The organism is Allobaculum stercoricanis DSM 13633 (assembly GCF_000384195.1).
In the GTDB taxonomy this organism is placed as follows: Bacteria; Bacillota_I; Bacilli_A; order Erysipelotrichales; family Erysipelotrichaceae; genus Allobaculum; species Allobaculum stercoricanis.
The window spans coordinates 32,017-45,514 of sequence record NZ_KB913034.1; the positions used below are offsets into that span (position 1 = coordinate 32,017).

Genomic DNA, 13,498 nt, shown 5'->3' on the forward strand with positions numbered 1-13,498 from the left:
GATTAAATATGGATGAAAAGAAAATCGTAAATCTAGAAGAAGATTTAACAACTGAACATACCAACGAACCTGTTTCTTTAGAAGAACAAGCAGAACAGAAAATGCAAAAAACGATTTTAACAACAGATCAACAAACAGAAAAAGTGCTAGCAGATGAACCAGAAGTTGAACTCGTTGACGAAAATGAAATGCCAAATGAACAAGCACAAGAAGTACCTCTCGTGCTCGATGCAAATATTACAAGTGAAGAAGAGATTGAAATTGATCACACAGAAGAGATCAATCAAATCAATGCCCAAATTCAACAAACTTATGCCAAATATAAACGAACAATGATTTATTTAGTGGCTTGTTTTGTGATTTATATTGTCTTCATGTTTGTCGTTAAAGAATCATGGAGCGTATATGTTGTTTTGGCCAACTGTGTCGCGATGATTGCTTTAGCTGTATACGACACGCGTTTAACACGTAAAATTCGAAGACTTGCGACAGAACGTGGTCGTTTGATGGAAGAATCCAAAGTGGCCAATGGTCAGGCAGTGGCAACCGACTTACCTATGGTTGAAAATGCGCAATCTTTAAACGATCTTCCTCGCCAATTTACAGTTTTAGATGATATCGAATTTGAAGATGGAACAGTTGCTGAACATATCGTTGTCTCTCCTTATGGAATTGCCGTAGTTGGCGATGAATCACTCAAAGACAATGTGCTGCAAGCATTAGATCAATGTGGTGTGGACCAGGCAGAAGAACTAGTAATGTTCTATGATCCAAATGAAGAAACAAGTGAACTCGTTCAAAAAATTTTACAAGTCAATGTCAATTGTTTAGATGAAAGACAAATTATGCAGATCCTGCTTAATTTAACAGGACTTAGCAAATAGTCGATATAAATCAATAGTGGAGCCGATCCGATCGGTTCCACTTTTTTTAGAAGTGTATCGGGCATGGCACACATCTAGGTGGTGTAAGACCACTATGATAGCGTATCTTCGCAACCGCTAACCATTAGCTTAAGGCAAGGGGGTCACCGGTAACGGGGATTCTAAAAGAAGCCGGCGGCAAAGTTCCGGCCAGAGGAACACGAAGCACATCAAGCTATAGATTGGAGATGAGTAGAAAGGTGAAGGTATCGCATGAAAGAGAGGAGCAGAAAAAATATATACATCTGAGAAGGAAAAGTCTTTAAGCCAGGGAGAATTTCTTTTCAGCTATCTCAGGCGCTTTCCACGCTATATGAATACGAACCGCCTAGTGCCGAACGGCATGTTGAGTAGAGTGAAAGGAAATTTAGATAGACCCTACTCGATTCAATAAGCATTAGAATTCTGATTCCTATGAATGAAAAATTGTTTAATTGAAGGTTAATTAAAAAATAAAGTGTGATACATTTAAAATAATGAAAGGCTTTTTAAAAATATGGTTATGAAATTCCTGATATAAATCCCTGCGCGTATAAATATGAAACAGTTGAATGGCGCAGGGGAAGATAATGCAAATAACAAAAGGAGATTAAAATGCAGAAGAAAAACGCTTTCGTCGCTATTCTTATGGCAGTGGTTGTTATGTTAAATGTGCTTATTTGCCCTGTTTTTGCTGAGTATAATAAAAGATATTTGACTAAAGAAGTAGTTAATTTTAACAACGGCATTGTTCATATGCTTTGCGATAATTTAGGACTTGAAGTTGACTTATCGAGAGCTAAGCCTCTTAACGATTCGAATAAAGAACCAAGATATATGTATATTCCTTTTTCTGAAGGCGGGTATTTGATTTATGACTCACAAGAAAATTTCGTAACTGAATTTAGTGAAAGTGAAGAAAATGAAATAGCCTTCGATGGTGCTGATTATATTTATGCTGGTCCTCGTTCGCTTTACAAGATTATTGAAGGTGGTTTATTTAATATCCAAACGAAAGAATTTGTGAATGCACAAGAAGAATTTATGCATGGAATTAAAGAATTAGAAAATGACATTTCAGTAGCTGTTCGGGAAAACGAGGCAAAAATAGGGATTGAAATGCTTTCAACAAATGCTACAAGTACAATTTCTGGGCCTCTTCCCAACTATCATCATAATCCTGATGGAAGATGCGGAGCGACTGCGGCAGCTATGTTATTACGTTGGTATGATATTTATCGAAATGGGAAATATGTACCGAGCAACCTTGAAAGTAGTTCTGGGGTTGCTCTAATTGATCATCTTTGGAGTAAGATGAAAAGTTCGACTCATTCAGGAGCTTATCCAGGAGTTGTTTATGTAGAAATGATGAATTACATTAACACACAAGGAATTTCTCATGCTGGTGGGATAGATGTATATAGCAATGAGTATGTTATTGGTAGAGTTGACTCATATGGAACACCTTTCCTATTGAACGTTTTGAACCATCCTAAATACGAAAATCACTTTGTAACGGGATATGGGTATTATTCAGATTCTACCGGATTTTATCCAATCGTAAATGATGGATGGGGGAATAGAAACATAAAAATCCACTCTAACTATGCCCATCAAATCATATGGTAATTTGAAATGAAAAAAGAATTATTTGCTTTTCTCATATTGGTTTTGATTACTTGTTTTGGGATATTCTTTCTCACTTCAAATGGTCACAGTTCACCGATGAATTATCTTGTTGGCCAAGTCATATCAAAAGAGGGCAACACGTTAACGATTGAAGTGGATCATGAAAAATCTAATTTAAAAACGCCTTTAACAGAAAGTGTTTATTCCGTTGATGTAAAGGATATTGGAAGCTATTTTACCGATCCACAGATCGGAGATACCGTTCGGATTACTTGTAGTAAAGATATGAGTTTTCTTATTGCGATTTATGATGAAGATGAAGTGATAAATGATGCTGTAAGTACGGAATTGAACTGATCTCGGCAATAAATTGTCGAAGTAGAAAATTATAATGTTTTAAAAAGGCGCATGAACACAAGAGATGTAACTCTCGAGTAAGCATGCATCTTTTTTTTGCACTTTAAAATTTGATGAGGTGTTTTTTGACCTCAAACATTTTATAGCGAAGAATTTAATCGGATTCTTCGCTGATTTCTTTTGTGCGGTATAGCTCTCTCCTGTCAGGAGAAAGTTCGTATGCATCAAATGAATGACGTGCATTATGTTATATAGCTTTTTGAAATAAAGAAAATGTAGAGTAATGAGTGAAGCTCTCCGAGGACGCCTTTGCGGGATCGGCACGCGGCCGGAGCGGACTCCTTCTGCTGCTAAGGGAGTTCCTTTTGTCACACCGATCGCCTTGTCTTGCACTGTGGTGCGTGCGAATCGTTCAGCGACGACCGACGCGGCAAAAGGAATTAAAACATTCTTATATGTAAATTTTATGAAAAAGAATAGAAGGAAAAGGATCGTTTAAATAGAGTTTGCGTCTCAATTTCTTTTTATCCCATATTGCCAGAATTGGTTATTTTTAAATTGCACAAATTGGTAGTTCTTATATTGCGTTTTACATCAGTGCAACTAAAACCCATGTATGTCGACCACCAGAAAGTACCTTTCTAGGTTTCACCTTTTGGAAAGGAAAAGACGGATGGAAGGCAAAACCGGCAAATGACCGTAAACAAAGACTCTATGACAAAATTAAAGAAGTTCTTTGTAGAAAAAGAGCGGCTGCATCACCATTAAAAGACGTGTTTACAAAAGTAAACCAAATCGTCAGAAGTTGGATTAACTATTTTAGCATTGGTTCGATGAAAAAGTTCCTGACTAAGTTCGGCGAGTGGCTCAGGCATAAAATTCGAGTTGTCATATTGAAGCAGTGGAAAAGACCACGAACAATCTTTGATAACCTGATGAAATTGAATCGCATATCTAAATGGCCTTTAGAATCTGAATTGATCAGACAAACGGCCAACTCCAGGCTAGGCCTATATAGGACAGCAGGAATGCGAACAGTGAACTTTCTGATCTCACCAAATATTTTGGCAATGAGAAAAGGAGATCGACCAGGATTGATCGATCCCCTTAATCTCTATTTATCATTTTATAACGCATGAAATAAAACTGTAAAGCTGTAGCGCTGTATACGAGAACCGTACGTACGGTGCAATGAGAGGGACGGAAATTTAATTAATCCCCCTCTACCTTCTCAAGTCAGGAATGAATTGATTATTCGCTTTCTACAATAGGTTCGGCTTCTTCATCTTTGAGCAAGTATTTCCATTCGAAATGGTGATGGATGAAATAAATAGTCGCAATGGATAAGGCAACTAAAAGAACTTCTTGAGCGATTCTTGGTAAATGCCAAAGATCAATCCAACAAATACCAACATAAAGAAGTAAGAAGACTTCCAGATAGACAACTATCAACATCCAATAGCGACGGTTGGTGATGGCGCGTTTCATTTGAAAAGCAAAGCCAGCAAAAAGAATCATCATGGATATAGCCTCGGTCATCGCCATCCAAAGATTGGCAACTTCATTAGGATTGTTCGAAGGTTGTAATCCCGAAAATAAAGAATCAAGGGCGATAAAACCAATAAAAATTGCTTCATAACAAGTCCCTTCGACAAACCCGATCAAAAGGGCGTGGGAGCTTCGTTCTCGTTTAAATGAACGACCATAAAATAACAACGTAAAGGCGAGAATCAAAAAGGCGAAAGTCGCACAATAAACAACCGCAAAAGATGAAGTTTGCGCTAAGATTTGTTGGAACCAATCTTGATCATAGAAAATGGCAGGTAAAATCATCCAAACACAAAGGTAGGAGAGGATTAAAGCTGATGCGCCTTTAATTGCTGGTTTCCAACCTCCTTCTTGAATAAAACAATACAGTAAAATAGCGAGCATCGGTAAAACGGAGCTCATTAAAACAAGGACAATATGGGAGAATAGAAACATAGAAGTCTCCTTTCTAATATGGAATATTAATGGATTCAATGCGAATAGAAATTCCGTGTAAAGTTAAAACGTTATCATTATATCATTGCAATTGAAAATCAGAAAAAAGCGTAATGTTCTTTGAGCATATAAAATTGAGCAAAATAGAAAGTAGCTAAACGATTGCGAAACTAGACGATTTGATTTGTTTTTTAGACCAAAGATGGATTGATTAATAATCTGGATTACAATAAGAAGAAAGATAAAGTAGGTGATCGAAATGAAAGGGCATGGAAAGAAGGGTTCTGTAAAACGGAAAAAAACGTGGCGTATTTTTGTCTTGGTGTCCTGCATGAGTATGTCGATGGTTTTTGGTGGATGTACCAAAAAAGATGTTGTGCGCGTTGCGGTCAGTGAAGAACAACACGTACAAATCTTCGCTGAATTGTTTTGCCAATTGGCAAAAGAAAAAGATATTCCATGTGAAACAAGGAAAACTCAATCCGGAATCGCGAATATTCATCCCGCATTAGAAAACGATTCACTACAAGTCGGGCTGGAATATACACAAACGGCTTGGTCAAATATTTTACAAAAACATACGACTTATCGTCCCAATGATTTAACCGAACTCCAGCGTGAATATCAAAAACGCAATTTGTATTGGTGTAATCTTCCACGAGTTGAAGATGCTTACTCATTAGCGGTGAGTCAAGAAACAGCAAAGAAATATGATCTGCAAACACTTAGTGATCTAGCTAAGGTAAGCGAGGCACTTGTTATTGGAGCCCCAACATTATTTTTTGAAGAAGCAGACGCATATCCTTTGATCAAGGAAAGCTATGGCATGAGCTTTAAGACAACGGTGAATATTTCTGAACAAGATGTAGCATCCAATATATTGGATCAAAAAGTGGATGTGGTCTCTGCCCATTCTTTAGATGGCGGAATGCGAGCTGCAGACCTTGTTGTGTTAGAAGATGATTTAAATGTAGGAGTTGTTGCGACGGTGGGCGTTGTTATAAGCAAGCCGGCGATGATGGCACATCCCCAACTTAATGTTGTCGCACAAGAGATCGGTCGGATTTTGACGAGTGAGCAATTAGCGGATCTTTCGCAAGACGTTTTAAATGGCGTATCGACACCAGAAGAAATTGCTAGACAGTTATTGATCGAAAATGATTTGATTGAACCTAAAAATTAAAAAGCAAAAGAATAACGCAAAGGGGATTTTGTACGAAAAATCCTCTTTTTTTCTACATTTTTTTGAAACAATAAAAAAGTAGAAAAAAAGCGTGTTGCATAGAGTTGCCAAGTGGTGATGAATAATCGAAATAGATTGATATTCAATACTAATAGAGATAAATATACATCTTATATATAATATTAATTGTCATATCGTGTGAAAAGAAAGATGAAGAGGAATGTGGAATATGGCGCAACATAATGCAACATAAAAAAACAGGGAGAGCATAAAAAGAAGGGAAAAGACCTTAATTTTGAACGAATTATGCAATTGATGCACTGTTGCATTGCGTGTTGCATATTGCACGGCGAATACAACATATTCGAAAAAAATAAAAATGTAATGCTTTTCAAAAGGTTATTCGCTATAATTAGGACGTACAGATTATAAAAAACGAACAAGCGGCGAAAAACGTAAGTGCTTTCGCAAAAATGCTTCGAATTGCGCAAACGAATGCTTCGCAAGGATAAAGATTTGCAAATGAGATCGAAATTATTATGAAAATGTGACGCGAATCTCGGTTCTGATTTGTTCTGTGTTTTTATGATCAAAACGATTAAAAAAGTCTGCACAACACCTCTAATAAAGAAACAATACTTCTTGGTGCAGACAGGGGAGGAATTATGAAAAACTGGCAAAAATTTGCTGCGGCCGCATTAGCTGGATCTATGGCATTAGTAGGATGCTCCAATAATGGTGGTGGAGAAGCATCATCCACAGCAGCAGCTGGAGATGCATCAAAAGGTAAAGTTTATTATTTAAACTTCAAACCAGAAGCTGATGCAGCTTGGCAAGAAATGGCTAAAAAATATACTGAAGAAACTGGAACAGAAGTACAGATCGTTACAGCTGCAAGTGGGAACTATGAAACAACATTAATGTCCGAAATGGGCAAAAGTAGTGCACCAACTTTATTCCAAGTTAACGGTCCTGTAGGTCTGAAAAACTGGGAAGACTATGCATATAATTTAGCAGATACTCCAATTGTTTCTGAACTGACAAGCAAAGATTACACTTTAACAAGCAGCAATGGCGATACAGCAGCAATTGCTTATGCAGTTGAATCTTATGGAATTATCACAAACGTTGAATTATTAGAAAAAGCTGGTTATACAACAGACGACATCCAATCTTTTGAAGATCTGAAAAAAGTAGCTGAAGATATCCAATCTCGTAAAGATGAACTCGGATTTGCAGCATTCACATCTGCTGGTATGGATGGTTCCTCTGACTGGCGTTTCAAAACTCACTTAGCAAATATGCCTTTATATTTCGAATATAAAGAAGATGGCGTATCTGATAAAGAAGAATTGAAAGGTACTTACTTAGACAACTACCGTCAGATTTTTGATCTTTATATCAACAACTCCACTACTCCAGGTGCAGATTTAGCAAGCAAAACTGCAGATGATAGTGAACGTGAATTCACAAGTGGTGAAGCAGTATTCTTCCAGAACGGTTCTTGGGAATACAACAACTTAATCGATGCTGGCATGACTGATGACCAAATCACAATGATTCCTATTTATATCGGTGCTGGCGATGAAGCAAACCAAGGTTTAACAACTGGTACTGAAAACTACTGGGTTGTCAATAAAGACGCAAATCCTGATGATATTGCAGCTACGTTAGAATTCATGAACTGGATGGTTACGAATAAAGAAGGTACAACATTCATGGCTGATAAATTAGGATTAACAATCCCATTTAAAAAAGCAAAAGAATCTCCAAACGTATTTGTTAAAAAAGATATTGAATTAACAGCTGAAGGCAAAACTCCAGTATCTTGGAACTTCCCAACAATGCCATCTGAAGAATGGAAAAACGGTGTTGGTGCAGCATTAACTGCTTACGCAGCTGATCCAACAGATGCAAACTGGGATGCAGTAGTATCTGCATTCGTTGATGGCTGGAAAGCTGAAAAAGAACTCACTAAATAAGGTTTAAATCAACCGTCATTCACCCAATAGAATTAAATGAAACAATGAAATGCGCAGGTGGGGGAAATAAGCTTTCTGCCTGCGCTTTCTACTTTTCATAAATAGCTAAAAATGAGTTATAAATTCATATATTTGATTTATTCCATAAAACGATATCGAAAATGTTTGCGATAAGTGATCGAAATTTCTAAAGATGGTTGGAATGATCATATATTGTGAACAAAAAAGAAAGCTCGAAACAAGGAAATTGAAAGATAGGAGAAGACTATGGAAAAGGCTCTAAAAAAATATGCCTGGATCTTCGTTCTTCCGACATTGGCAGCTTTCACGATTGGATTTATCATCCCATTCTTTGAAGGTTTGTATTTGTCCTTCTGCCAATTTACAACAGTAGGAAATGCAAAATTTATCGGAATTTCGAACTATATTAATGCGCTCGGAGACCCTCAATTTATTCAATCCGCATGGTTTACCATTTGTGTAACTGTAGTGAATATCCTGGCAATTAATATTTTGGCATTTGCGCTCGCAATGGCTTTAACAGAAAAATTAAAAGGTACAAACTTCTTTAGAACAATCTTCTTTATGCCAAACTTAATTGGTGGGATCGTTCTAGGTTACATTTGGCAGATTTTAATTAACGGGATTTTGTCCTTATGTGCACAACCATTGTTGAAGTTGAATCCAACCGCTGGGTTCTGGGGCATCATTATTTTGATGTGCTGGCAACAGATTGGTTATATGATGATCATTTATATCGCGGGTCTGCAAAACGTCCCAGATGATTTGATTGAAGCAGCCAAAATCGATGGTGCGAATGATTGGCAAATTTTATGGAAAATTAAAATTCCAATGATGATGCCATCGATCACGATCTGCGTATTCTTAACGCTGACAAACTCTTTAAAATTATTCGATCAAAACTTAGCTTTAACCGCTGGCGAACCAAGCCACGCAACCGAAATGCTCGCGATGAACATTTACAACACATTCTACTTCCGTGCAGGTCCAGCATGGAAAGGAATTGGTCAGGCTAAATCGGTTATTTTCTCCATTGTGGTCATCCTCATTGGATTCTTGCAGTTGAAGAGCACAAGAAGTAAGGAGGTTCAAGCATAATGAAAGAAAGATCAAAAGTATTTCAGATCCTCCTGTTTGTCTTGATGTGTGTCTTAACGGTTTTGTGGGTTTATCCAATTTTCATGATTTTGGTCAATGCCCTCAAAGTTGAAAGCGCCATTACAACAAGTACTGTATTCAGCTTACCTAGTGCTGAAAAATTTGCGGGTTTTGAAAACTTTGCGAAAGCATTGCATTCGCAAGGATTCCTCGCTTCTTTAGGGTATTCAACATTAATTACGGTGACTTCCGTTGCAGCGATCATCCTTTGTTGTTCGATGTGTGCATGGTATATCACTCGTGTGAAATCAAAAATTAATAACTTCTTATATTATCTGTTTGTATTCTCCATGGTTGTTCCATTCCAAATGGTCATGTTCACCTTGTCCCAAACAGCAGATATATTAAAACTCAATACGCCATATAACATCTGGATCATTTATTTAGGATTTGGATCCGGTTTGGCTGTCTTTATGTTCGCGGGATTTGTTAAATCAATTCCTGTTGAAATTGAAGAAGCAGCATTGATCGACGGATGTTCCCCATTGCAGATTTTCTTTAAAATTGTAGTTCCAATTTTAAAACCAACAATGGTATCCGTAACAATCTTGCAAGCAATGTGGGTTTGGAATGACTATCTATTACCAACGCTGGTATTGGATATCACCAAATACAAAACGATTCCAATGCTGATTCAGCACTTCCGTGGAAGCTATGGACGTGTAGCGATGGGACCAATGATGGCATCGATCATCATGACCATCATCCCAATTGTTATTGTTTATATTTTAGGTCAAAAACATATTATTAAAGGCGTTGCCGCAGGTGCGGTGAAAGGATAAGTCTTTTGGCAAAAGTCACCATGAAAGAAATCGCAAAAGCATCGGGGTGGTCTTTAGGGACTGTCTCGCGTGTGCTAAGCGATGCACCTGGTGTCAATGAAAAAGCAAGAGAAGAAGTTTTACAAACAGCACGTCGTTTAAACTATCAGAAAAACGATATTGCGAGTGCCTTACGGCAAAAAAGACCAGAGGGAATTTTCATCGTCGTTGTCGCAAACGGAAGCCCAATTTTTGATCAACTCGCATTTCGCTTAAAAGATCACCTAGAAACTCTTGGTAAACGGGTCCATTTGTTGAGAGTCCAACCCGACCAAGATGAAGGAGAACTGACATTAAGCCAGATGCGACAATCGATGCCAAGCGCCATTGTATTTTTAGGCACACGGCGTGAAAAGCTTCGTAAGTTATACGGCCGGATCCCCATTCCGGCCGTTTCTGTTGGTGCGAATTTGGGCAACTGGCCCGATACGAACCTCGTTTCCTTCTCGTTACCCGATACTGAGATTTTTCAACAAGTCACAGAGAGTTTATTTGAAGAAGGTAAAGATGAAATTGGTGTGATCATGAATGATCGCTTTGCCTATAGTGAACTGGCGGATCGTTATTTAGGAATTCAATACGCCTGCTATTCACGAAATCGAATTTTGCAAGAAAATGAAATGACGACGCTTCAACCTTCTACTTATGAAGGTGGATATGAAGGTTTAAAACAATTGCTGGCTAAAAACGGAAAATTAAATGCGGTATTAGTGGGCAATGAAGAACAAGCGATTGGTCTTTTACGCGCCGCAAAAGATTTAAATATTGTCGTTGGACAAGATCTTGTTGTTTTTGCGATGGATTTAAGTGAGGCTTCTCATTATTCCATTCCCCGACTTTCGGGAATCAAACGCGACTTAGATCAAGATGTCATTCATATCATTGCCACGTTAAACGATTTAGAAACTAAATTTTCTAACGAAGTACCAAGACATCAAGAACTAGCATGGTCTGTCGAATGGCAAGATTCTTGTTGGCGAATTGAAACGATTGAATCGCTCAAGTAAAAGGAAAATGAGACGATTTAAAACTTGCAACACCATTGACTGAGGAAAAGTAAAATTGAATATTCAAACATAAATGAGTCATTGAAATCATAGAGATCATGTGCGTTAAAGTTGAATGCATATGAAGAAAGGAATGATGATTATGAGAAAAAATGGAGTGCTCCTTCACATCACAAGTCTTCCAAGTAAATACGGAATTGGAACGCTAGGGAAAGAAGCATATGCCTTCGTTGATTTTCTAAAACGCGCCGATCAACAAATTTGGCAAGTATTACCCGTATGCCCAACCGGATATGGAGATTCTCCTTATGCTTCTTATTCCACATTTGCGGGAAACCCATATTTAATTGATTTGGAAACATTAGAAGAAGAAGGTCTATTAAAACCAGAAGAATATCAAAATTTAACTTGGTATGAACAAGAAGACCAAGTAGATTTTGGTAAAATGTACACCCAACGTTATCCAATTTTAGAAAAAGCATCGAGTCGCTTTTTACAAAATCCAACACCAGACTATGTAGAGTTCTGCAAAGGCCATGCAAGTTGGCTAGATGACTACGCTTTATTCATGGCATTAAAAGATTTACACCAAGGTAAACCTTGGTTGGAATGGGAAACCCCTTATCGCAAATATGATGCCAAAGCGGTTCAAGCTTGGACACAAGACAACCAAGCACGTGTGGATTACTACAAGTCTTTACAATATTTTTTCTTCACGCAATGGGAAAAACTGCGCCAATATGCCAACAAAAACGGCATTTCCATTTTAGGTGACTTACCTATTTATGTCGCATTAGATTCTGTTGATGCTTGGAGTCATCCAGAGTTATTCATGTTTGATGAAGATGGAAAACCATCCTTAGTTGCGGGATGCCCACCTGATGGCTTCTCGGAAGATGGTCAGTTATGGGGAAATCCAATTTACAATTGGGAATATCATAAAGAAACTGGCTATGCATGGTGGATTAATCGAATCGATCATGCGACAAAAGTTATGGATATTTTACGAATTGACCATTTCCGTGGCTTTGATTCCTACTATGCAATTCCAGCGGGAGCAACGACTGCTAAAGTTGGAGAATGGTTACAAGGACCAGGAATTGATTTATTTAAAGCAATTGAAGCAAAACTAGGTAAGAAAGAAATCATTGCCGAAGATTTGGGATACTTAACTGATTCTGTAAAACAATTGTTGGCGGATAGTGGATTTCCAGGAATGAAAGTTTTAGAATTCGCATTTGATTCTCGCGATGGATCTGGTGCTGAATATTTACCTTATAACTATCCTAAAAACTGCGTTGCTTATGCCGGAACACATGATAACGACACGATTCAAGGTTGGTTTCAAATGATCAACGATGGAGATCGTAAATACGCGCAAGACTTCATGGATGCCTACAATCCTGGCGAATACCATTGGGAAATGATGCGCACGGTGATCGCTTCTCCAGCCGATACAACAATCGTGCAAGCGCAAGATTTATTAGGATTAGATTCTTCTAGCCGCATGAATACACCAGGTAAAATGGGTGGAAACTGGACTTGGCGTTTAAAACCAGGGCAGATCAATGCTGATGTAGAAGGAACATTAAAATGGGTGACTGACTTATATGGACGTGCCCCAATGAAGAAAAAAGTAGTCGAAGACGAAAAAGAAACTGAAGAAAAAGAATAATTGTTGTATTTGAGGTGGATCAAAATACAGACAATTTAAAAATCCGCAAACGACCGTCAAGTTTATGCGGATTTTTTAAAGAAAAAGGTGGAACAAAGATGTGTGAAAAATCACATCTTGATTCCACTGAATTTGATTTTGATTAACGGTTTTTATTGCGACGATTGCTTTTCCATTTCTCGAGGCGACTTTCAATTTCTTGTGCTTCGCGTTTGGAAATCATATATTTCCCTTTTTTGCAGGATAATTCAACGAGGCGAGAACCATAAGGTTCAAGAGAATGAATCGTTGAATAAGGGATTTCTTGATCGTGATAAACCAAAGCCTGAGTTCCAAAAATGATGCGCCCATCGTGCCAATGTTGAACCGCTTTGGATGCTAAGAAAATCGCAATCCCGATAAAACATAAATATTCTGGGGGAAAGGAATCGGTATTCGTCAAATTTTGACTTTGAGTCGAGAACGATAAAACAAAAAAAGCCATCACGATATCGAGAAAGAGCCAACCTTGATCGAACGTCGCTTTGGTTGAACCGTTGTGCATTTTCATAAAATTACGTTGAACATCAAAACTCTTTTTAATTGCCGCGACTTGTTTGAATAGAACAATCGTGCTCAATGCACATAACAAAATTCCGAGCGCCCATAGTGTAAAAAAAGCCATACTTAAACCTCAATTTCAAATTTATTCAAAAAATATAGTGTAAAACATTTCATTTTTAGAATGCTAGAAAGAATCTAAAGTGCAAACGCTTTACATTGGAAACTAAAATAAAAAAA

The 13,498-nt window shown here is 37.8% G+C and carries 12 protein-coding genes; 10 read left to right on the plus strand and 2 right to left on the minus strand.

Annotation, left to right across the window (positions count from 1 at the left end; all coding sequences use genetic code 11):
• Nucleotides 1–8: 8 nt before the first annotated feature.
• The 4 genes from ALLST_RS0100130 (at nt 9) to ALLST_RS09565 (ending at nt 4,027) form a co-directional block, all read left to right on the plus strand.
• Nucleotides 9–884: a hypothetical protein gene (locus ALLST_RS0100130; RefSeq protein ID WP_019891930.1), complete on the plus strand. Its 876-nt coding sequence runs from the start codon at nt 9–11 to the stop codon at nt 882–884.
• A gap of 633 nt (nt 885–1,517) precedes the next feature.
• Complete coding sequence (locus tag ALLST_RS0100135) at nt 1,518–2,531, plus strand: C39 family peptidase (RefSeq protein WP_019891931.1); 1,014 nt, start codon at nt 1,518–1,520, stop codon at nt 2,529–2,531.
• 96 nt (nt 2,532–2,627) lie between these two features.
• A complete protein-coding gene (locus ALLST_RS0100140) occupies nt 2,628–2,888 on the plus strand; it encodes a hypothetical protein (protein WP_156816538.1) in 261 nt (86 codons plus the stop codon).
• A 593-nt stretch (nt 2,889–3,481) separates the two neighbouring features.
• Entirely contained in the window at nt 3,482–4,027 is a 546-nt protein-coding gene (locus ALLST_RS09565) for a group II intron maturase-specific domain-containing protein (RefSeq protein WP_281166756.1), read from the plus strand.
• 112 nt (nt 4,028–4,139) lie between these two features.
• Here ALLST_RS09565 and ALLST_RS0100155 read toward each other — a convergent pair whose 3' ends face one another.
• Nucleotides 4,140–4,871 (minus strand): hypothetical protein, encoded by a 732-nt coding sequence (locus ALLST_RS0100155; RefSeq protein ID WP_019891935.1) that lies wholly within the window; start codon nt 4,869–4,871, stop codon nt 4,140–4,142.
• Nucleotides 4,872–5,130: 259 nt separating this feature from the next.
• Between ALLST_RS0100155 and ALLST_RS0100160 the strand changes: the two genes are divergently transcribed.
• The 6 genes from ALLST_RS0100160 (at nt 5,131) to malQ (ending at nt 12,718) form a co-directional block, all read left to right on the plus strand.
• The gene (locus tag ALLST_RS0100160; protein ID WP_245553777.1) at nt 5,131–6,054 is read left to right on the plus strand and encodes a glycine betaine ABC transporter substrate-binding protein; all 924 of its coding nucleotides are present in this window, start codon (nt 5,131–5,133) and stop codon (nt 6,052–6,054) included.
• Between the two features lie 665 nt (nt 6,055–6,719).
• Nucleotides 6,720–8,036, plus strand: coding sequence for an ABC transporter substrate-binding protein (locus ALLST_RS0100165; RefSeq protein ID WP_019891937.1), 1,317 nt, complete (start codon nt 6,720–6,722; stop codon nt 8,034–8,036).
• Between the two features lie 267 nt (nt 8,037–8,303).
• Nucleotides 8,304–9,155, plus strand: coding sequence for a carbohydrate ABC transporter permease (locus ALLST_RS0100170; RefSeq protein WP_019891938.1), 852 nt, complete (start codon nt 8,304–8,306; stop codon nt 9,153–9,155).
• Nucleotides 9,155–9,997: a carbohydrate ABC transporter permease gene (locus ALLST_RS0100175; RefSeq protein WP_019891939.1), complete on the plus strand. Its 843-nt coding sequence runs from the start codon at nt 9,155–9,157 to the stop codon at nt 9,995–9,997. The genes ALLST_RS0100170 and ALLST_RS0100175 overlap by 1 nt, the downstream gene beginning before the upstream one ends.
• 5 nt (nt 9,998–10,002) lie before the next feature.
• Complete coding sequence (locus ALLST_RS0100180) at nt 10,003–11,043, plus strand: LacI family DNA-binding transcriptional regulator (RefSeq protein WP_019891940.1); 1,041 nt, start codon at nt 10,003–10,005, stop codon at nt 11,041–11,043.
• 142 nt (nt 11,044–11,185) lie between these two features.
• Complete coding sequence (malQ, locus tag ALLST_RS0100185; protein ID WP_026472710.1) at nt 11,186–12,718, plus strand: 4-alpha-glucanotransferase; 1,533 nt, start codon at nt 11,186–11,188, stop codon at nt 12,716–12,718.
• Nucleotides 12,719–12,860: 142 nt separating this feature from the next.
• Here the strand turns inward: malQ and ALLST_RS0100195 are convergent, their stop codons facing one another.
• Complete coding sequence (locus ALLST_RS0100195) at nt 12,861–13,382, minus strand: hypothetical protein (protein WP_019891943.1); 522 nt, start codon at nt 13,380–13,382, stop codon at nt 12,861–12,863.
• Between the last annotated feature and the right edge of the window lie 116 nt (nt 13,383–13,498).

Coding starts and splice junctions, on each gene's coding strand:
- ALLST_RS0100130 (WP_019891930.1), top strand. CDS start 9: ATGGATGAAAAGAAAATCGTAAATCTAGAAGAAGATTTAACAACTGAA.
- ALLST_RS0100135 (WP_019891931.1), top strand. CDS start 1,518: ATGCAGAAGAAAAACGCTTTCGTCGCTATTCTTATGGCAGTGGTTGTT.
- ALLST_RS0100140 (WP_156816538.1), top strand. CDS start 2,628: ATGAATTATCTTGTTGGCCAAGTCATATCAAAAGAGGGCAACACGTTA.
- ALLST_RS0100155 (WP_019891935.1), bottom strand. CDS start 4,871: ATGTTTCTATTCTCCCATATTGTCCTTGTTTTAATGAGCTCCGTTTTA.
- ALLST_RS0100160 (WP_245553777.1), top strand. CDS start 5,131: ATGAAAGGGCATGGAAAGAAGGGTTCTGTAAAACGGAAAAAAACGTGG.
- ALLST_RS0100165 (WP_019891937.1), top strand. CDS start 6,720: ATGAAAAACTGGCAAAAATTTGCTGCGGCCGCATTAGCTGGATCTATG.
- ALLST_RS0100170 (WP_019891938.1), top strand. CDS start 8,304: ATGGAAAAGGCTCTAAAAAAATATGCCTGGATCTTCGTTCTTCCGACA.
- ALLST_RS0100175 (WP_019891939.1), top strand. CDS start 9,155: ATGAAAGAAAGATCAAAAGTATTTCAGATCCTCCTGTTTGTCTTGATG.
- malQ (WP_026472710.1), top strand. CDS start 11,186: ATGAGAAAAAATGGAGTGCTCCTTCACATCACAAGTCTTCCAAGTAAA.
- ALLST_RS0100195 (WP_019891943.1), bottom strand. CDS start 13,382: ATGGCTTTTTTTACACTATGGGCGCTCGGAATTTTGTTATGTGCATTG.